Source organism: Polyangium jinanense (genome assembly GCF_028435365.1).
In genome coordinates, this window is record NZ_JAGTJJ010000056.1 from 20,651 (window position 1) to 39,112 (window position 18,462).

Here is an 18,462-nt window from a genome sequence, read left to right on the forward strand (position 1 = left end):
ACCGATCGAGGATGCGACACCGAGCGTGCAGCGAATCCAAATGGGTCTGGAAAGTCAAGCCCCATGACGCGGGCCCTCGCACGCCGGCTCTGACGGCTCGTCTCTCGGCGCGGCTTCGAGGCCCGCGACAATGAGCTGGATCCCGTAGCGGAACCGCGCATCGAGGTCGGCGTCGAGCAAGTCTGTGGAAGCCTCTCCGAGGTGCGGGTACGCGCCGCGGGCGAGCGCCGCCCGGAGGTGTTCCGGATCGACCTTGCCGCCCTCCGTACCGGGAGGCGGCGCCAGGGCTTGCTCCTCGAGGGTGAAGCCGATCGTGTAGTAGACCATCGTCCAGGTCCCCCACGCGGCGGCGCGCGGCGAAAGCCCTGCCTCGCGCAGCGCGCCGACCCACGTGTCCGCGAAGCGGAGCGTGTTCTCCTGCGTCACGTAGGTTCCCGCGAAGACCCGCGCTCCGTCGCGGTGCGCGAGCAGCGCCCGGCGGAGCCGCTCGGCCATGTGGGCCGCCCGGTCCATCCACGTGAGCCCCTCCGGGGCGCGGGCCACGCAGTCCGCCAGCATGGCTTCCGCCATGGCGTCGAGCAGCTCCTGCTTGTTCTTCACATGCCAGTAGAGCGTGGCCGCCTGCACGTTCAGCTCCTGCCCGAGCCGGCGCATCGTCAGCGCGTCGAGACCGACCTCGTCCAGGAGGTGCAGCGCCGTCGAAACCACCTGCTCGCGTCGTAGTCGCATCGCAGCTCCTCGTTCTTTCCTTCCTTCGTGCCGTTCTGCCCCGCCCGAGCCGGGAAGGCGAGCCCGCGCCGCCTCCTTGACTCTAACACTGTTCGAGTTACTCTAACGTTGTTAGAGTTAGAGACCTGGAGGGTTCCATGGTGACGGACACGGACGTGGTGATCGTGGGGGCAGGCCCGGTCGGGCTGATGCTGGCGTGCGAGCTCGCGCTCGCGAGGGTCCGGGTACGCGTGCTGGAGCAGCGGACGGCGCGGATGGAGCAGTCGCGCGCGCTCACGCTGCACCCGCGCAGCCTCGAGATTCTCGACCAGCGCGGGATCGTGGGCCGCTTCCTGGAACGCGGAATCCCGATCCCCACGGGGCATTTCGCGATGCTCGACACCCGGCTCGACTTCTCGCGCCTCGACACGGGGCACCCCTACACGCTGTTTTTGCCCCAGGCCCGCAGCGAGGAGCTCCTGGAGGCGCGGGCGCGGGAGCTGGGCGCCGAGATCCTGCGCGGCCACGCGGTCGTCGAGGTCACGGAGCGGGAAGGAAGCGTCGCGCTGCGGGTCGAGGGCCCCGAGGGCCTGCGCGACGAACGCGCGAGTTACGCCGTGGGCTGCGACGGGGCGGCGAGCGTGGTGCGCCGCTCGGTCGGCATCGCCTTTCCGGGGAGCGAGACGACGCTGACGGCTTTCCTTGGCGACGTCGAGGTGGCGGAACACCCTGCCAGGCCGGGCTCCCGCGTGGGCCCGCATGGCGGCGTGATGGTGGTCCCTCTCGGCGACGGAGGTTACCGCTTCGTCGTATTCGATCCGCAGAGGATGCACGCGGACAGGTCCGAGCCGGTCACGCTGGACGAGCTGCGGAGCTCCGTGCAGCGGATCCTCGGCACGGACTTCGGAATGCGCGACCCTCGCTGGCTGTCGCGGTTCGGCAACGCGACGCGGCTTTCGGAGCGATATCGCAGAGGGCGCGTCTTTCTCGCGGGCGACGCCGCGCACATCCATTTCCCCGCCGGCGGCCAGGGGCTCAACGTCGGTCTGCAGGACGCGATGAACCTCGGCTGGAAGCTCGCAGCCGCCGTGAAAGGCTGGGCGCCGCCCCACCTGCTCGACAGCTACCACGAAGAGCGACACCCCGTCGGCCGCGCGCTTTCGCGCAACACGGAGGCCCAGACCAGGCTCATGGACGTCTCGGATCCCGGCCTGGCCCTCCGCGAGATCATGAACGACCTGCTCGGCATCGAAGCCGTGAACCGGCGCCTCGCCGGGCAGATCAGCGCGCTCGACATCGCTTATCCTCCTGCCGCGGGCGCCGCGGCGCACGCATGGGTCGGCAAGAGGGCACCCGACCGCGCGCTCGAGTCGGGGCGCGGCGCGACGCGCCTCTACGAGCTCTTGCACGCGGGTCGGTACGTGCTGCTCGATTTCGCCGACGACGCAGAGCTCCAGACCACGAGCGAGGCGTGGAGGGATCGCGTCGACGTCATCCAGGCGAAGGTCGCGGCCCCGCAGACCGATCTATCTGCTATCGATGCGCTCCTGGTGAGGCCGGACGGGCACGTCGCCTGGGCGAGCGACGGCGAAAGGCGCGCGACACGCCTCGACGATCTCCGGGCTGCGCTCATGCACTGGTGCGGGCCCGCGTGAGATTGGCCGGTCGACGGGAATGATGCTGGGATGGACGCCTAGCCATCCGCGCGCAGCGGCCGTACCTCCGCGCCCTTGATCTCCAGCACTTCGGGTTTGCCGCCGTAAAACTTCGACATCCCTACGTCGATACGAAAGACTTGCTCGTCGCACGCGGAGGTGATGCCGCCGCGCTGCACCGTGTGTCCGACGACCATACGCTTGGCTGGGATCATCGCCAGGGTCTCCTTCAGCACGCGACAGTCGTCCGGACCGGTCGTAGCCGAGTATCGCCGCAGCCAAACAGGGCCATCCTCCGCGGTGATGATCGCGGGCAAATCCTTCGCGGAGCCGTCCATCCACGCGCTCGCCTCGCGGTTCATGCGATCGATGCCGTAACGAACGTGCTTGGGTGAGATGCCCCCATGAACGAAGACCGTGTCGCCGACGACGGCGACGAGGTTGCGCTTCGCGAGCTTCTTCGCATACGGGCCTCCTGGAAGGAACGCGGCGGCGCGCGCCTTGCCCGGCGCAGGCACCCGCTCGAGGCGCGGATCCGTGGTCGTGACGCCCGAGATCCCCACGAAATCCTTGAATGCGTCGTCGGTCACGTAGCGGAGGTCGACCTGCACGTTCATCACCTCGTGATTGCCGTTGAGCGCGATCACGGCGCCGCCCGTGAGTTTGGCCTCGTCGGCGAGGCGCTCGAAGAGATCGACGATGTCCCGATCCTCGTCGCCACGATCGATCTCGTCCCCGGTCTGCACGACCATGAGATCCTTGCCAATCCAGCGATCCTTCTCATCGATCGCCCCAGCCATCCGGAGCGCCACGCGTGTCGCCGCGAGGTCGCCGTGGAGGTCACCAATGGCGACGATCCTTGCCGGTGCGGGAATGCGCTGGACCGGCTCGGGTTGCGGCGTTGTGGCGGTCGCCGTGGGGGCGCTCGCGCCGGGGCCAGCCTTCGGTCCCATGGTGCTCGGGGGGACCGCGGGATTCGGCTCCGGGATGCTTTTGTCGCAGCCGATGAGGGCGGAGGCGAGGATAACCAGGGAAAGGGAGCGGATCTGCGCGTGCATCGTCCTCGGGTCTACCACACGGCCCGCAGCTTGAAGAGCGCCATCGTCATCTCGCCCAAACGGGCTGACAAGCCGAGCGGTCCTTCCCTCGACAAACTCCTCCTTCCCTCCCCGGACAAACGTGGTCTACTTTGCGGCGCATGTCCCGTAAAGCTGTTCTTCTCGACCGGGTGGATGCGCAGCTCGTCGACGACGTCGAGCGCGCGGTACGCGCTGCAAAGGCGCTGCCTTCCACACGCCTTTCGCAGACCAAGCTCACTCCGCACGCCAGCGCGGAGCTCGTGCGACAGCTCGTCGCCCGCGGTCTCGAGCGCAGTCCGAAGACGATACGCGTTCCCCTCGCGGCGCAGATCGAGAGCCTCCTCCAGGGTGGCGCGCGCGTTCCGCTCAAGGACGTCGGAAAACGCGTCAAGGGAGGCACGAAGGCCGAGCTCGACGCCGCCCTCGCCAAGTTCATCCGCGAAGGACACGCGCGCGTCGTCGTACGAACCCAGGTGGAGGTGCTGGTCGGGCCCGCCGAGCGTGCGCTCGATCCAACCGAGATCGCACACCTCTCGAAGACGGCCGCGCAGGTCAGCAAGACGCTCAAGAAGGTCCAGGCCAAGGGCCTACCACGCTCGATCTTGCAGGAAGATCTCGCGGCTCTCTTCGCGCCTCTCCAGCCCTCGCTTCGTCTCGCCGCGACGACGCCCGACCAAGCACCATCCACGCTCGTCGACGAGGCCCTGCGCCGCCTCGAGGATCCGGCGCTCAAGCTCGTGCGCATCCCGGATCTCGTGCGCGCCTTGTCCAGCCGTCTCTCGCTGGACGCCATCCACCGCGCGCTCGCCGAGGGCGCGAAGGACGGGACGCTGGAGCTGCGGCCGGAGGCTGGTGCCGAGTTCCTGAAGCCCGAGGACGTCCCACTCTGCCCGCCTGGTCCCCGTGGCACCGTCCTCTCCTACGCGAGGCGTGTTTCACCGTGATGGAGAACCCGTTCCAGGCCATCCACGCGGATGCATGGGATCCCGCTCCCATCGACGTCTCCTCGATCAACGAGCGCGCGAGCTCCCTCGTTCGCGCGCACATCGAACAGCTCCGAGACGCCGGGGCTCGCGAGGGAACGGCCGCCCGCTCGACGTCGATCCTGCTGCTCGGCCCTGCCGGCATCGGCAAGACGCACCTGTTCACGCGGCTGCGAAAGCAGGTGGGTCCACGCGCCGTCTTCGTGCACACGCGGCCCGAGGTCGGCGTCGATCCGTCGCCCCGCCACGTGCTCTCTGCGACGCTGCGCTCGCTCAGGCAGCCGGTGATCCAGCAGCAACACCGGCAGATCGACGTGATCGTGGGGGCCATGCTGGCGACGCTCCAAGGGGGTCGTCCACGCTTCCCCTTGTCCTTCATCGACGACTGCTCGAGGCAGCCGCCCGACACGCAGCGCGAGATCCTCTCGCATGCCGTCGCGCAAACAGAGGATCGTTTCCCTGACACGTCGGCGCGGTATCTCGAACACCTCCTCGCCCTGCCCTTCGCGGACCGCATGCGCCAGCGGGCTCTCTTTGCGTGGCTCTCGGGTGACGAACCGAGCCAGTCGCAGCTCGACATGATCGGCGAGCGCGCTGCCCTGCGCGAGGACGACCTCATCCTCGCGCTGCGCACGCTCGGCGTGGTGGCGGCGTTCGGCGCGCCCATCGTGCTCGTGTTCGATCAGCTCGAGAACCTCGCGGAAGAGGAGGGCAAGACAGGCCGGATCATCCGGCACGCCCGCCTCGTGAGCGAGCTGCGCGACACGGTGCGCGGGCTCGTGATCGTGCAGATGGCGCTCGACGCGGTCTGGATGCAGCGCATCCATCCGGTGCTCCACGCCAGCATGCGGGATCGGCTCGAGGAGAAGATCGAGCACCTCGCGCTCCCGACCCCCGAGCAGCGGCGAGAGCTCATCGAACGCTGGAGGAGCGCGCTGCCCGAGGAGGAGAAAAGCAAGCCGTTTCCGTATCCATTCTCGACGAGACAAGTCGATGCATGGCTCGCCGCGCCGGGAATGACGCCGCGCATGCTGATGCAAAGCTGCGGTGAGGCGTATCTGCGTCGAACCCTGCCCGAAGCAGAGGAGGCAGAGCCCGTCGACACCTCGCCGGACGAACGCCTCGCCGTGGCCTGGCAGGAGCACCTCGGGCGAGCGCGCAAGCGCATCGACGAGGCCGCGGCGCAGGCCCAAGGCGTGGCAGCCGAGAGCATCCGCGCGGGGCTTCTCGCGGCGCTCACGGTCGCGCAGGTGAAGGCCGAGACGGGGGAGACGGAGGGGGCTCCTGCGCTGCGCATTCGCATGGCCGACGGTGGCTGCGAAATGCTTTTCGTGCAGCAAGCACACCATACCTCCCTCGCCCGGGTCCTGCGCGCAGCGATCGCGCTCGCGGACGAGCGCAAGGTTTTGCTGTTGCGCGAGCAAGCGTTCGCGATCCCGCCGACCTGGAAAGAGGTTCACAAGCTTCTCGCCGCGTTCACGGGGAAGGCTTATGCTTCGTTCTTGCCCATCGAACGCGAGGCCCTGGCACGGCTCCTCGCAGTCGAGCGCCTGCTCGGCGCGGCCCGTTCGCAGGATCTGAGCGACGACGCCGGCAAGATCATTCCGTACGACACGGTCATGGATTGGGCCCGGCGCACGCTCGGCTGCAATGCATGGGGGCCGGTGGAAGCCCTGTTTGGAACAACAACAGCCCCCGTCTCCGTGCCTTCCGCGCCTCGGCCGCCCGAGCCACCGCCGACTCCTGCCGACCCGAATGCCGCCCCTCCCCGCCCGCGCGAAGAAGAAGCATCCCCTCGCGCGACAACAAAAACCCCTGCGGACGGTCCGGTGCTTCGAGAGCTGCGCAAACTCCGGGTTGCCTCGATTGATCGCCTCGTGCGAGAGGTGCGCGCGTGTGATCCCATGGCCACGCGGGCAAGCATCATGGAGGAGCTCGCCAAGCTGCCGATCAAGCGCTTCGGCGGCGCGATCATCGCGCTGGAGGAGCCATGGCGCTGAGCCCCCAGCCGCTCCCTCTGTTGACGCTTGGGGACGACGCCCGGACGAGCCGGGCTCTGCCGCCAAACCCCCGCCGCGGCGCCCGCGAGCTCTCCGTCACCGAGATCCGCAACGCCCTTCGTTGCCCGCGCGTCTTCGCGCTCGGGCGCGCGCGCGGTCAGGCCGTCGCTTTCCCGATCGGTGCATCGTCCCTCGGCGCGCTCTTCCACCGCATCGCCGAGCGTTTCGCGCGTGAGCTCGAGGCGCCTCCCGAACCCGTGCGCGCGCTCCTTCCGCATGCGCCGCGCGAGCGCGTGGCAGATGGCCTCTCGGCCTGGCTCCTCAGTCACCTCGTGGACGAGCTCGAAGCGAACCCCAGCGCAGCGAGCATGCCCGGCGAGATCGACGATCTGGCCGAGGCGCTGCGGGAGTTCGCGCGCTACCTGGCGAAACAAATCGAAGGGACGGGGCACCGGCCGGCAGAGGCATTGCGCTCGTTCCTTCAGCACGCCGAGCTCGCGGTCGACGCCGTGCTCGATGCGTCCGGCGGGGTGCCGGTGCGTGTCTCGGGCCGGATCGATGCTCTGTATTGCAGGGCGAAAGGCGCAGTCGATATCGTCGAATACAAGCTCACGGACGAGGCCAACCAGGAGCTCGACCAGGCACAGGTGGCGCTCTATCGTTACCTCTTGCGCTCCGCGCTCGATCTCGACGCGGAGCCGCTCATCCTGCGCTTCAAACCGGGGCTCATCGAGACGAAGCTCTCGGCGGTGGCTGCCGATGGCATCGTGGAGCGGACCCTCTTGCCCCTGCTCGGCAGGATGGTGAGCTGGTCGGAGCGCCCCGAAACGGCGCCGGCGACCTCGCGCCGGGATCTCTGCCCAACGTGCCCCGTACGACCGGCGTGTGTCGAGACATACATAGATGCGCTCGAACCTCGTGATCAACCGCCTGCGGGCGCAGCTCGCCCCATGCCTGATCCGGCTGGACGGCTCACCTTGTCCCCTCCGCGCGAGCCCATAGGTGCTCTGCCGGACGACACCGAGGGCATGGCGGAGGCCGAGTCCCTCGCCGCGCAGATCGTGGCGCAGCTGAAACGACAAGGGGTCATTGCGAGCCTTGGCCGCAAGACAGTTGGACCGCGGCTCCTGCGTATCGAGGTCACGAGCCCGCGACAGCGTGTGGCGCAGCTCGATCGCGCAGCGCAGGACGTGGAGCATCACCTCGCCGGGTACAACGTGCGGTTCGAGCGGGAGGAGGCGCGGCGATATTTCACGGCGCCGCGGAGGGTGCCGCGCAAGGTCGACCTCGAAACATTGCTCGCGCGCAAAGCCGCATTCTTGCGGGAGCGGCCGGGGCGTTTCGTGCTCGGGGAGGGGCTCGATGGCGAGGTAATCGCCGGGGACCTCGCCGACGGAAGCTCGTGCCACCTGCTCGTGGCCGGCCAGACGGGGAGCGGCAAATCGGTTTTCTTGCGTGCCCTCGTCGTCGGGCTTTGTCACTTTCATCCGCCGGCGGCCATACGGTTCACGCTGGTGGATCCCAAGCGCGTGACGTTCGGCGGGCTCACCGCGGGGATCGGCGCCCACCTGGCAGGGCCGATCGTGCACGACGTGGAGGCGCTTCTCGCGGAGCTCGACGCGCTCGTGGCCGAAATGGAGGAGCGATACACGCTCTTCGAGCACCGGAAGGTGCAGAGCATCGACGACTACAATGATACCGCGCCTGCACCGCTGCCGCGGCGGGTGGTCGTGGTGGACGAATTTCAGGACTTGATTGCGTCGAGGGCAACGCGGCAGCCATTCCTGGATGCGGTGAAGCGGCTCGGGTCGATGGCTCGCGCAGCCGGGATTCACCTCGTACTGGCGACGCAGCGGCCCGACCGCACGACGGTGCCTGGAGAGATCAAGGCGAACCTGGGCGGGAGAATCGCGCTGCGGGTGCAGGAGCTCGTCAATTCGAGGATCATTCTGGACCAGGGAGGGGCCGAGGAGCTTCTGGGGAAGGGCGACTTCTACGCCGATCTCGGGCATGGGCTCGTGCGGGGACAAGCGCCAATGGCGTGAGGGCGTTTTCGGAACATGCGCTGCACACGGGGCAACTCCGCTATGCCCCGTGTGTAGAGCTACGTCCGCGGAGGCGGCTTGGGCAGGCAGCCAGGCCACACCTCGAGGAAGTCGCGCAGCGCCGCGACGAACGTGCTCAGGCGCGTGGGCACGTGCTGGCTGCGGGGATACACCGCGTACATCTGCTCCGCGGGCATCACGTACGCGGCGAGCACCTCCTCGACCTTGCCCTCGGAGATCGCGGGCGCGGCGAGGTAGTCCGGCAAGCAGCAGATCCCGCAGCCAGCGACGGTGAGGTCACGCAGCAGCGCCCAGCTGTTCGCGGTCGCGTGGCGGTGCACGATCGACAGCTTCGTGCCGCCGCGGGTGAAGCGCCACGTTGCCGCCTCGCGCCGGGTGCCCATCACCAGGCACGTGTGCCGCGAAAGCTCGCGCGGGTGCGCTGGGACGCCGTGACGCGCGAGGTAATCCGCGCTGGCAACGAGGCGACGCCGCGAGGGCGCGCCGAGCTTGCGCGCCACGAGCGACGCGCTGTCGCACGGCTCGACCTCGATCACGACATCGAAGCCGTCGCGCACCGGATCGACACGCTCGGAGACGAGCTCGACCTCGACAGCGACGCCCGGGCACTCCTTCGCGTAGCGCCCGAGTACGCGCCCGAACACCGCCTGCCCGAACTCGACCGGCGCGGCGACCCGCAGGCGCCCGCGGGCCTCGCTGCCGCGTGACGACACCACGCGCTCCGCCTCGGTGAGCGCGTCGAGCCCGGCGCGCACCTTCTCGAGGTACTCACGCCCCTCCTCGGTCAGGCGAACCCGCCGTGTCGTGCGTTCGAGCAGCCGGGCGCCGAGGCGCCGCTCGAGACGACTGACCTGCACGCTGACGGTCGACACCGGCGCGGACAGAGCGAGGGCGGCGGCGCGGAAGCTGCCCGTCTCGGCGACGCGAGCGAAGGCTTCGATGGCGGCGAAGTCGGGACGGCTGTTCATGGCGCTGGACAGAGTGATCAATCTGCCCTCATTGTTCAAGCTGCCGCGGCTGCCTAGACTGCGGGCATGACCGAGACGATGAAGCTTTTCTACACGCCAGGGGTCTGCTCGCTCGCGCCGCACATCGCGCTTCGCGAGGCCGGCGCCACGTTCGAGCTCGCCCGCGTCGACTTGAGGAGCAAGAAGACCGCGGACGGCGACGACTTCGCGCGCTTGAACCCCAAGGGTTACGTGCCCGCGCTGCTGCTTCCGGACGGCACCTTGCTGACCGAGACAGCGGTCTTGCTGAACTACATCGCCGACACCTGGCCGGAGGCCAATCTTGCCCCACCGCGCGGCAATCTCGTGCGCGTTCGCTTCGACGAATGGCTGCAGTTCATCGCCACCGAGCTGCACAAGGGCTTCGCACCGTTCACCCTGATGCCGAATGTGAGCGAGGAGTCGAAGCACTGGGCCGCGCAGCGCCTCGCTAGCCGCGTCACCCTGCTCGCCGAGGCGCTCGCCGATCGCCCGTTCCTCCATGGCGACGCGTTCACCATCCTCGACGCTTACGCGTACTTCGCGCTGCGAACGTATCGACATCTGCTGCGGGTCGATCTGCCCGGCGCGCTTGGCTCCTACCTCGAGCGGCTCTCCGCGCGCCCGGCCATCCGCGCGGCGCTCACGGCCGAAGGCTTTCACTGAGCCTGCGGCGCGGGTGAAGCCGAAGCATCATGCTCTCAGGGCCCCGCAGTACATGCAGTGGCACCATGCGCGCAGTGCCGCGCGCGGGCCGGGTGGGTGCTTTGGAGGATGAGCCGGGTTCACCAAGTGCGCCGCTCGGGTCGCAGGGCCGCTCGCCTGCTGGGCGGCCCGGAGGTCTCGAAGAGGAGCTCGCTCCGCAGCTACGGCTTCTGCGTCACCGCCTGGAGCGCTTGCAGCGACGATAGCAGCGGCTCCGACGCCGGAGCCTCCCATTTCGTGTCCAGGATACCGTATGTCTCCTCCGCGCCGAAGACCCGGCCGGTGCCGCGCGCCTGCGTCCCGTTCACCGCCCAATACGCCCAGTCGATGTCCGCCTCGCTCAAATACGTTCGGAACGCCGAGAACCAGAACCCTTGCCCCGTCGCGTCGCTCACGCACGTGGCTCCGCTGTGGCAGGTGCCGAACTCGCCGACGAGCACGGGCGCGGTGAAGGGCTGCCCCTGCGTGAGGATATAGCCCCACTTGTTGCCGAGCTCCGTCTTGAGCTGCTGATAATCGCTGAGCCCCGCGTGAAACCAGGCATAGTCGTGAGCCGAATAGACGACCCGACCCGGGACGTCGAGCGTGACGGGCAACGTATAAGGCCCCCCGAGGTCGGACGCATAGTTGAGCCCCTCCACGACGATGAGCAGGTTCGGGTTCTCCTTCAGCACGGTGTTTCCCCCGCGGGTGGCCGCCCCGTGCCAGTCGGTGGCGGGATCGCCTCCGCCCCACACGGGCGTCACGCAGCCGCAGCTCCCGCAGGGGCACTGCGTGCAGGCCTGGCAGCCGGCTTCGAGCACCGGCCTCGGCTCATTACGAAGATCCGCCGCCACGACCGCCGGCTGCGCCGCGTAGCGCTTCGCGAGAGCCTCCCAGTGCTTCAGCCACGTCGCCTCCGGGTATTTCGCTGTGTACCAGAGACCATTCTGATCGGTATCGCTGCAGCACCAGTCGGCCTCGCTCACGTGGTTGTCGAGGATGACCACGAGCCCTTCGTACGCGAGCGCGTCGATCACGGCGTCGAACACCTCGAGCGCGGTCTTGCCCTTGAGCTTCGGGTTGGCGCTGACGACCTGGTCGGCGACGACCGGGTTCAGATCGACCATTTCGTTCGACCACGGGAGCCGAACGGCGTTGAAGCCGAGAGCGCGGATGCGCGCGGCGATGGCGCCGATATCCGCGATCTCGAGGCCGGCGGGGACGTAGTCCATCTCCTCGGCGCCGTACCAGTTCACCGCGGCGAACTTGAATCGCTCTCCGGAGGCGTCGAGGATCCAGCGCCCCTCGGTGTGAAGCGGCAGCGGCGGCAGCGCGTGGCCCGGGGATCCGCCGCCGCCGCCGCCGCCGCCGCCCCCGTGACCGCCGCCGCCGGCCCCGCCGGCCCCGCCGGCCCCGCCTGCGTTATCCGAGCCACCGCTCGACGGATCTTGCCCCGCATGGCCGGCCGCGCACCCCGCGGCTGTGGCGAGCAGGAAACCTCCGAGAACAGCACACAACCATTCGGATGACATTCGATGCTCCCTTGAAAGATGCGGCTCCGCGGCTCACTTGGCCGCAAGGGTCTCGCAGGGCTTGAGGTTCTTCTCCGCGACCTCGGCCGAGGGAACCCCGTCCATGCCGGTCGTCTTGCAGACGTACTTCTTGCCGCCGATCTCTTTCAGCATGAAGCCGATATACCCCGTCTTGCCCGCGTTCTCGAACTGGACGATGGCCATGTTCGGGCCCTCCTTCGCCCACTTCTTGAAGGGAAAGAGCACGGTATCGCCCTCGAAGCCCTTCTTCAGGGCCGCGAAATCGTCCTTGGCCTCGCTGACGTTGAGCGAGGCCCCGTCGCCGATGTCCACGGTGGCGCTCTTGTGCTGATCGTCGAGGCTCATGTCCATGGCGCCCATGCCGCCCGGCCGAACCTTGATCTTGAGGGGCAGCGGGGTGAGCTCCACGTCCACGAGCTCGCCCTTGGCCTCGCCACCCTTCGGCGCCTCGGCCGCGCCCTTCGCCGCCGGCGCGCCCGAGCCGGCCGGCTTGGCGGCGGCCTCCTCGCCCTTGTTCGAATTGCAGCCGGCCACCGCCAGCAGTGCCATGACAACCACGATCTTGCGCATCCCTGTTCTCCTCACGGTGTCGCCGGGACCATCGGGCCGCCGGCGCTCGCCCTAGAGACGGGGAGGGAGGGGCGCTTTTGCGTTTTTTGTTCGGTGCGACGGACCACAAGCACGAGCGCCCCAGCAGCCTTCCGATACGACGTCTTCCCGGACGTCGCCCCCGGGCTGCAAGCCCCGAGTATGCAATCGTGCTTGAGGAGCCGACGATTCGCGCGTAGGAGCTTTCCCAAGGAGAATCTTCATGCGTGTCCTGTTTTCTGCGGCCCTGATGGCCGGTCTGTTCGCCACGTCGTGCGGTGGAAGCAGCCCCCCTCCTGCATCGACGGTCGAGGTTCCCCCGTCGGAAGCGGGAGCGACGGGCGCCCCGGCGGCTTCGTCCCCCGCCGAGGCTTCGGCGCCTGCCGAGGCCAAGCCGTCCTACAAATCGGACCTCGAGGCCTGGTGCAATGCGCCCTCGCGCGCGCCGGGGGCCGCAACGGCTTCGGCGGAGGACAGACCGCGGATCCTGGCCGAGTGGATCTCGGCGCAGCTTCAGACCGATCAGGCGAAGGATCTGGCGAAGCAAATGAGCGTGCTCGACCCTGGCAGTCGACCCGGCGCATTTCGCAAAGAAGTCGAAGCTCAGGGCATCAAGACTTGCCCGTTCGCCGACGAAATGTCCAAGCCCCGATGAGGCGCACGGGCTCGTGAGGGGCGGTCTGTCGAGCTCGTCGACGATCTTCTCGGGGCCGCCGCGCCGGGGCGCCGCCCCGGACCCCGCGGGGGCTATTCGCCCCTCGACCCGAACCAGCGCAAGCGCTGGACCCAGGGTCGATGAACTGCGCGATGCGCAGTTCATCGAACAGGTTGGGGTGAGGGACTTTCAGCCGCGCAGGATCACAGCTCCCATTCCAACGCCCCTCGCCCCATTCGCGGCGGATCGTGGGTTCTCCGCCGACGAACCAATCCGCTCTTTTCCAATTGCCTCCGGCCGCAATCCATGAGACAAAGCAAGCGACGCCAGCCGGCGCTAGCAACACCGACCGGCGTCTCCCCACAACCCCGAATCACCCGGAGTCATGAGTATGGTCACGATACCGCTCCATCCGCCGCCGGCAAACTTTACGGCGGCGCACGCCCTGCTTGGGCGCCTTTACCTCGAACACCGCGATTTCCTGCGCCGCCTTCTTCTTGGACAGGCCATCCCTCCCCGCGACGTGGACGACGTCGTGCAGGAGGTCTTCCTCACGGCCTGGCGACGCCTCGAATGTCTCGTCACGCCGGAGCAGGCGCGCCCGTGGCTCCTGATGATCGGCCTCAACCGTGCGCGCAATCATCGAAAGCTGGCGCGTTGCGAACGGGAGGTCCTCGCGGGCCTTTCGGATGACTTTCCCGAGCGGGAAGACGAAGCGGAGTCGACGGAGGCGCTCGTGCTGGCGACGTACGGGCTCTTCCGGCTCAAGCGATTCCTCTTGAGGATTGGCCCGCGCATCCGGGCGGTGGTCGTGCCGTACCTGGAAGGCCGTTCGATCCGGGAGATCGCCGAAGCGCTCGGCATCAAGACCAAGACCGCCTACGCCCGCCTGCAGCTCGCCCGGGAGCACCTGAAGACGCTCGCGCTCGCCTGAATTTGCTTGCTTCCGCCTCCGCCTCCGCCTCCGCTTTGCGACGACGTAGATTGATCGGTAGGAGCTTGCGCCTTCATTTGGGGAGACGAGTCCCCCCAAAAAGGGGTTGGCTCGTCATGTCGGCTCCTCGGGGATCTCGGGCGAGCCGGGCCAGGTGATGCCGACCTTTTGAAGCCTGTACTGGGCGCCATGCACGCGCTTCGGGTCGGGCGTGGGGAGAAGGAGCGTCTCGAGCTCGGCAGGCGTGAACTCCGTGGGGCCTTTCAGCCTCCGATCGACCACCGCGTCGATGACCGCGTGGGCGGGAGCGTCTTGCGGGCGGTCGTGGTACGTCACGATCCACCCGGGGCGTGGATAATACGACTCACAAGACAGCGGCAAGAGCCGCCCGTCGTGGAGCAAGCCCCACGCGGCCAGCCGGCGGGCGCCGTTGGCCCGTCTCGGATCGTGTACGGCGAGGAGCGTGCCTCCGACGCGATCGCCGTGAAGCCAGAAGCCCACGCCCGCCCGCCTCTCCCCATGCTCGTCCCCCACGTAGAGCCAACCGACGGCCATCACGAACGCGGGCTCGAGCTCGGCGGGCAGCCCTGGCACGGCCCCGCGCACATCGTCCGGGCCGCCGGTCACCGCGTCGACCGAGAGGCCGAGCTGCTCGATCGGACCCCACCCGAGCTCGTACGCGAGACCGACGACGCCTGCCTCGTTCCACGCCACGACCTCGTAGTTTCCTTCTCCGTCGTCGTTGTAGATGGCGCCCCGCTTGGGGTCGCCCGTCCACTCCATGCCGTCGGAGGCTGGATACCAAAAGCGCGCGATCCGCTTGAGGTAGGTCTCGACGTACGCGCGCAGCGCGGCGCGGACGATGGCGTCTCGGTCGAAGACGAGGCGTCCGAAGTGGCGGGTGACCCGTTCGATCATCGGCTTCGCCTAGACCCGGTTTGTCTCGGCGTCAACGGTCGCGCCGCCTGCGTCCGCCGGCCACGTCACGGCGTGTAGGGCGGAACGTTGTTGATCAGCGTCACCTCTTTGATCGGCGGGACCTTGTTCTTGAGATGTTGGTTGAGCCTCCGCGAGATGACGGCCGCGTTCTTGTACGCGTTCGTGCCCCACGGGCAACCGCGCAGATCCTTCATGGGCACCACGTGGTGCACCTCCGCGCGATCGGAGTCGTATCGAGGCGTCTTTTCATCATCCGGATCCAGGAGGACGAGGTTCTCCGTGCACATCGTCGGTTTGCAGTTCTCATCCTTGCAAGGCCACGTGAAGCCCGCGAGATCGGAGTGAATCTTGCCGCCGTGCGCCTTGCGGTTGACCTGGAGGATCCACTTCCGCTGGCTCATGGTCATGCCGTCGGCGCCGACCTGGCCGCTCGAGCAGTTGAAGTCTTTCTCCGGCTTGATGGTCGTGACCTCGACCAAGTTCCGGTACGGACCACTCACCTCCGTCGGGACGCTCTTGATCTCGATGAGCGACGTCTGTAGCGGCGCGGCCTGATGGTTGATCGTGATCTTGTTCGCGACATCCGAGCCGACCTGCAGCGTGTAGTCACCGTTGCCGACGGGCTGACACTTGTAGTCCTTGGCGTACGGCGCATTTCCCGACACCTCGCCGATCTTCACGGCATCGGCACACGCGTCCTCCCACTCCTGGTAGAAGCAGTCGAACGTATCGGCCACGGACATGTAGCAAGCGCTGCCGAACGCAGCGATGTACTTGCTGCGCAGCGCGACGTCCGTGCTCGGGTTTCCCACGAGCGGGATGCGGTAAAGCATGCACGGCTTGGGCATCGGCTCCGCACATTCGGTCGACGTGTCGGTCGGGGTATCGGCTGGAGTCGGGCACGAATCGACAGGCCCCGGATCGAGAGGCGACCCGCACGCCCCCGTCAGACCTGCCCCACCAAATCCCAACACCAGCACGCCCACCATTGCCCAGCGGCGTCTCCTCCGTGCTTGCATGGAGGACCGAATCGCACGTGGCTCGGCTGGCGGCAATGCCACACGAACCAGGGGGCTCACGATGCGCCCGGGAACCGAGCGTCCCATGACGGTGACCGGGGCGGCGGGATCCGGCGGGACCGCGGGAGCGATACACAATCAGAGTTCACTTGCCGCCTCCGCCTCCGCTTTCCCCACCCCACAGCGCCCCGAAACCGCTTTCCCTCCCGGCCACCGCCATCCCACACCGCCCCGAACTCGCTTTCCCCCTCGCCTCCACCCCTTCCCCGTCCCCGTGAACCGCATTTCCTCGCCTCCCGCCTCCACTTCACGCCGCCGTGACTCGCCCGCGGCCCTCTCCCCTGCCCGATCCACCCCGCCGTGGATCGCCGATCCCACCCTCGGAACCCCGATCCACAGCGCCGTGGATCCCTTCCCCCCATCTCCCTTTGCCGCTTCACGGCGCCCCGAATCGCCGTACCGAGCCCGCCTTTCCGATCTCACCCCGCCGTGACCCCCGCTCCGGGCACACTTCCGCCGTTTTCGGCCTTTCCCCTGTCCGCCCAACTGCTATAGCGTCACCGCTTCGGTGGGTGGGGGCACTTCACAAGACCAGATAAGGGAGGACCCATGGGTGAGATCGTCCGGCGGGATGCCGCCGCGGGCAACATTCTCGGGGATGCGAAGGACACGCTGACGAATGCGAGGGCGCGCGGTGGGCGGTGGCAGGAGCTCGCCGAACAGCGCCTCGGCGCCTCGCTCGCGCTCGTGGCCAATGTCGAGGCCAAGCACAAGGCCGCAGAGGAGGTGCACGCGCCGCTCGCCGCGCAGATCGACGCGCGCAACCTGTCGGCCGACGCCGCGCTCGGCAAGAACTACGATATCATCTGGAACGAGGTCGGCCGTCCCGCCTCCGACGCCGCCCTGTCCGTCCTCTTCCCCGACGGCACCGCCTATTACGCGGAAGGCGACACGGACGGCCAGCCGGACCGAATGGAGATCCTGGTGGAGCTCCTGCAAGCGGGGATTCACCCGAAGCTTTCAAAAGCGACGGCCGCGAGCGCCGCGGCGGAGATCCAGGCGGAGGGCGAGGCCCTGCGCGTCGCCGTCGAAGCCGCCCGAAAGCCGGCCGCGCAGGTCAAGATCCTCGGCCGCGTGCGCACGGCGCTCGCCAAGGTCGTCCACGCGGATCTCGCCAATCTGAAGCGGCTCTACAAGATCGAGGGATATAGCGAGGTCGAGATCCATACCGTGATCCCCGACCGCCCGAGCAAGCCCAAGAAGTCCGGCCCCACCGAATAGAAGCGCGCCGGGGCGCCGCCCCGGACCCCGCGGGGGCTATTCGCCCCTCGACCCGAACCAGCGCAAGCGCTGGACTCGTGGTGGAAGAACTGCGCGGTGCGCAGTTCTTCCAACGGGCCAGTGACAAGACCAAGGACGACGTTGCCCATCGAAATGGCAGCGCGGCTGTCTCGATTGGCAACGTCGTCTGTTCGATGAACTGCGCATCGCGCAGTTCATCGACCCTGGGTCCAGCGCTTGCGCTGGTCCGGGTCCAGGGGTGGACAACCCCTGGTGGGGCCTGGGGCAACGCCCCAGCTCATCGCCCCCAGATGAGACCCATGCGCAGCGTCCTCGACGACGCCTGTGGAAGCAGCGTGCTCATCGAGGTCGTTGCGGATCTCGCTTGCAGATGTCGAGGAGCGACAAGGCGTCTTGGTTGGTCGGATCCAGCGCGAGGGCGCGGGCAAGGGTTTCCTCGGCGTCCACGTATCGGCGTTCTCCGAGGAGACTGTTTGCGAGTCTCACCTGCAGGGCCACCGACGTTGGCGCCGCCAGGACGGCTGTTTCGAGGAAGCGCAGGGGGTCCTTGATCTCGACCATGCCCTCGAGGGCCGACGCGATGGCCTCCAAGCGCCATGCGAGGGCACTGAGATTGACCTTACGCTCGACCTGCGCATGAAGCTCGTCTACGAACGCCTCGAAGAGAGTTCGGGTGTCCGCGCTGCGCACGCTGTCGTCGTATATCGTTGGTGATAGGGCTGCGGAGACTTTGCCTGCCAGAGCGTCCAGATCGCCCGGCTGGGTATCTGGATCGACAATGCCTTTTTTGACGAGGCTCTCCCATCGACGTTCGGCGGTCCACGGCTTCTTGCCCACATGCGCATCTTGCCACATGCTCGGTCCGCGGGACGGTCCGATCAGCGAGCGAACCCGCGCCGTCGGCTCAGGCCCTTGTTCGGCGGCGGTTGGACGAAGCGCTCATCGCTGAGAGCGCAGCTCTCCTCGTGAACATCTCCTGATCTCGTCGAGCGCGCTCAAGCTCGTCCTCGGCCCGGGCAAGCCTCCAGCGCCAGCCCGAGAACCGGTTCACGAAGTAGCGTTTGTTTCGTCGCTTCTCGCTCGGCTTCGGTCCGTCCCGTCGCCGTTTGCGGAGTTCGCGGAGCGTGTCTCCACTGCACTTCCGCAGCTCACGAAGCGCTTCTTCCAGCTTTCCGTCCACCACCAAGACATCGACTCGACACCGAACCGCATCCGTCGGCATGTCGCTCTCGAGCGCCTGCTCTTGGGCGAGGCGCGTCGGGCAAGGAAGAGTGTACCGTCGGCGATGAACGCCCTGCAAGCGAAATC

The 18,462-nt window shown here is 67.9% G+C and carries 17 protein-coding genes; 8 read left to right on the forward strand and 9 right to left on the reverse strand.

Annotated features, from left to right (window positions below):
• Positions 1-54: 54 nt before the first annotated feature.
• Positions 55-729: a TetR/AcrR family transcriptional regulator C-terminal domain-containing protein gene (locus KEG57_RS44755; protein WP_272424875.1), complete on the reverse strand. Its 675-nt coding sequence runs from the start codon at positions 727-729 to the stop codon at positions 55-57.
• Between the two features lie 137 nt (positions 730-866).
• On the opposite strand from KEG57_RS44755, the gene KEG57_RS44760 reads away from it, so the two are divergent.
• A complete protein-coding gene (locus tag KEG57_RS44760) occupies positions 867-2,363 on the forward strand; it encodes a monooxygenase (RefSeq protein ID WP_272424874.1) in 1,497 nt (498 codons plus the stop codon).
• A 38-nt stretch (positions 2,364-2,401) separates the two neighbouring features.
• Here the strand turns inward: KEG57_RS44760 and KEG57_RS44765 are convergent, their stop codons facing one another.
• Positions 2,402-3,316, reverse strand: a complete 915-nt coding sequence (locus tag KEG57_RS44765) for a metallophosphoesterase (protein ID WP_272424873.1) — start codon at positions 3,314-3,316, stop codon at positions 2,402-2,404.
• Between the two features lie 245 nt (positions 3,317-3,561).
• On the opposite strand from KEG57_RS44765, the gene KEG57_RS44770 reads away from it, so the two are divergent.
• From KEG57_RS44770 to KEG57_RS44780, 3 genes are read left to right on the forward strand one after another with little or no spacing between them, the layout of a single operon-like run.
• Complete coding sequence (locus tag KEG57_RS44770; RefSeq protein ID WP_272459655.1) at positions 3,562-4,386, forward strand: hypothetical protein; 825 nt, start codon at positions 3,562-3,564, stop codon at positions 4,384-4,386.
• Positions 4,383-6,425 (forward strand): hypothetical protein, encoded by a 2,043-nt coding sequence (locus KEG57_RS44775; RefSeq protein ID WP_272459656.1) that lies wholly within the window; start codon positions 4,383-4,385, stop codon positions 6,423-6,425. The genes KEG57_RS44770 and KEG57_RS44775 overlap by 4 nt, the downstream gene beginning before the upstream one ends.
• Positions 6,416-8,470, forward strand: coding sequence for an FtsK/SpoIIIE domain-containing protein (locus KEG57_RS44780; protein WP_272459657.1), 2,055 nt, complete (start codon positions 6,416-6,418; stop codon positions 8,468-8,470). Before KEG57_RS44775 ends, KEG57_RS44780 begins: the two co-directional genes overlap by 10 nt.
• Before the next feature lie 59 nt (positions 8,471-8,529).
• On the opposite strand, the gene KEG57_RS44785 is transcribed toward KEG57_RS44780, so the two are convergent.
• Positions 8,530-9,459, reverse strand: coding sequence for a LysR family transcriptional regulator (locus KEG57_RS44785; RefSeq protein WP_272459658.1), 930 nt, complete (start codon positions 9,457-9,459; stop codon positions 8,530-8,532).
• 66 nt (positions 9,460-9,525) lie between these two features.
• Between KEG57_RS44785 and gstA the strand changes: the two genes are divergently transcribed.
• A complete protein-coding gene (gene gstA / locus KEG57_RS44790; protein ID WP_272424868.1) occupies positions 9,526-10,143 on the forward strand; it encodes a glutathione transferase GstA in 618 nt (205 codons plus the stop codon).
• A gap of 200 nt (positions 10,144-10,343) precedes the next feature.
• On the opposite strand, the gene KEG57_RS44795 is transcribed toward gstA, so the two are convergent.
• Both KEG57_RS44795 and KEG57_RS44800 read right to left on the reverse strand, forming a co-directional pair.
• Positions 10,344-11,696 carry a glycoside hydrolase family 5 protein gene (locus tag KEG57_RS44795; RefSeq protein WP_272424867.1) on the reverse strand — a complete coding sequence of 451 codons (1,353 nt, stop codon included), beginning with the start codon at positions 11,694-11,696 and terminating at the stop codon, positions 10,344-10,346.
• A gap of 33 nt (positions 11,697-11,729) precedes the next feature.
• A complete protein-coding gene (locus tag KEG57_RS44800) occupies positions 11,730-12,266 on the reverse strand; it encodes a hypothetical protein (RefSeq protein WP_272424866.1) in 537 nt (178 codons plus the stop codon).
• 262 nt (positions 12,267-12,528) lie between these two features.
• On the opposite strand from KEG57_RS44800, the gene KEG57_RS44805 reads away from it, so the two are divergent.
• Both KEG57_RS44805 and KEG57_RS44810 read left to right on the forward strand, forming a co-directional pair.
• Positions 12,529-12,960, forward strand: coding sequence for a hypothetical protein (locus KEG57_RS44805; RefSeq protein WP_272424865.1), 432 nt, complete (start codon positions 12,529-12,531; stop codon positions 12,958-12,960).
• Positions 12,961-13,351: 391 nt separating this feature from the next.
• The gene (locus KEG57_RS44810; RefSeq protein WP_272459659.1) at positions 13,352-13,894 is read left to right on the forward strand and encodes an RNA polymerase sigma factor; all 543 of its coding nucleotides are present in this window, start codon (positions 13,352-13,354) and stop codon (positions 13,892-13,894) included.
• Between the two features lie 114 nt (positions 13,895-14,008).
• Here KEG57_RS44810 and KEG57_RS44815 read toward each other — a convergent pair whose 3' ends face one another.
• Both KEG57_RS44815 and KEG57_RS44820 read right to left on the reverse strand, forming a co-directional pair.
• The gene (locus KEG57_RS44815; RefSeq protein WP_272424863.1) at positions 14,009-14,812 is read right to left on the reverse strand and encodes a hypothetical protein; all 804 of its coding nucleotides are present in this window, start codon (positions 14,810-14,812) and stop codon (positions 14,009-14,011) included.
• Between the two features lie 65 nt (positions 14,813-14,877).
• On the reverse strand, positions 14,878-15,681 hold the full coding sequence (locus KEG57_RS44820) for a hypothetical protein (protein ID WP_272424862.1): 804 nt from the start codon (positions 15,679-15,681) through the stop codon (positions 14,878-14,880).
• A gap of 780 nt (positions 15,682-16,461) precedes the next feature.
• Here KEG57_RS44820 and KEG57_RS44825 point away from each other — a divergent pair.
• Positions 16,462-17,133: a hypothetical protein gene (locus KEG57_RS44825; RefSeq protein ID WP_272424861.1), complete on the forward strand. Its 672-nt coding sequence runs from the start codon at positions 16,462-16,464 to the stop codon at positions 17,131-17,133.
• A 360-nt stretch (positions 17,134-17,493) separates the two neighbouring features.
• Here KEG57_RS44825 and KEG57_RS44830 read toward each other — a convergent pair whose 3' ends face one another.
• On the reverse strand, positions 17,494-18,009 hold the full coding sequence (locus tag KEG57_RS44830; RefSeq protein WP_272424860.1) for a tetratricopeptide repeat protein: 516 nt from the start codon (positions 18,007-18,009) through the stop codon (positions 17,494-17,496).
• A 49-nt stretch (positions 18,010-18,058) separates the two neighbouring features.
• On the reverse strand, positions 18,059-18,376 hold the full coding sequence (locus tag KEG57_RS44835) for a hypothetical protein (protein WP_272459660.1): 318 nt from the start codon (positions 18,374-18,376) through the stop codon (positions 18,059-18,061).
• Positions 18,377-18,462 lie beyond the last annotated feature (86 nt).

Coding starts and splice junctions, on each gene's coding strand:
- KEG57_RS44805 (WP_272424865.1), top strand. CDS start 12,529: ATGCGTGTCCTGTTTTCTGCGGCCCTGATGGCCGGTCTGTTCGCCACG.
- KEG57_RS44815 (WP_272424863.1), bottom strand. CDS start 14,812: ATGATCGAACGGGTCACCCGCCACTTCGGACGCCTCGTCTTCGACCGA.
- KEG57_RS44795 (WP_272424867.1), bottom strand. CDS start 11,696: ATGTCATCCGAATGGTTGTGTGCTGTTCTCGGAGGTTTCCTGCTCGCC.
- KEG57_RS44785 (WP_272459658.1), bottom strand. CDS start 9,459: ATGAACAGCCGTCCCGACTTCGCCGCCATCGAAGCCTTCGCTCGCGTC.
- KEG57_RS44770 (WP_272459655.1), top strand. CDS start 3,562: ATGTCCCGTAAAGCTGTTCTTCTCGACCGGGTGGATGCGCAGCTCGTC.
- KEG57_RS44825 (WP_272424861.1), top strand. CDS start 16,462: ATGGGTGAGATCGTCCGGCGGGATGCCGCCGCGGGCAACATTCTCGGG.
- KEG57_RS44765 (WP_272424873.1), bottom strand. CDS start 3,316: ATGGGACCGAAGGCTGGCCCCGGCGCGAGCGCCCCCACGGCGACCGCC.
- KEG57_RS44830 (WP_272424860.1), bottom strand. CDS start 18,009: ATGTGGCAAGATGCGCATGTGGGCAAGAAGCCGTGGACCGCCGAACGT.
- KEG57_RS44820 (WP_272424862.1), bottom strand. CDS start 15,681: ATGCCCAAGCCGTGCATGCTTTACCGCATCCCGCTCGTGGGAAACCCG.
- KEG57_RS44755 (WP_272424875.1), bottom strand. CDS start 729: ATGCGACTACGACGCGAGCAGGTGGTTTCGACGGCGCTGCACCTCCTG.
- KEG57_RS44760 (WP_272424874.1), top strand. CDS start 867: ATGGTGACGGACACGGACGTGGTGATCGTGGGGGCAGGCCCGGTCGGG.
- KEG57_RS44835 (WP_272459660.1), bottom strand. CDS start 18,376: ATGCCGACGGATGCGGTTCGGTGTCGAGTCGATGTCTTGGTGGTGGAC.
- gstA (WP_272424868.1), top strand. CDS start 9,526: ATGACCGAGACGATGAAGCTTTTCTACACGCCAGGGGTCTGCTCGCTC.
- KEG57_RS44800 (WP_272424866.1), bottom strand. CDS start 12,266: ATGGCACTGCTGGCGGTGGCCGGCTGCAATTCGAACAAGGGCGAGGAG.
- KEG57_RS44810 (WP_272459659.1), top strand. CDS start 13,352: ATGGTCACGATACCGCTCCATCCGCCGCCGGCAAACTTTACGGCGGCG.
- KEG57_RS44780 (WP_272459657.1), top strand. CDS start 6,416: ATGGCGCTGAGCCCCCAGCCGCTCCCTCTGTTGACGCTTGGGGACGAC.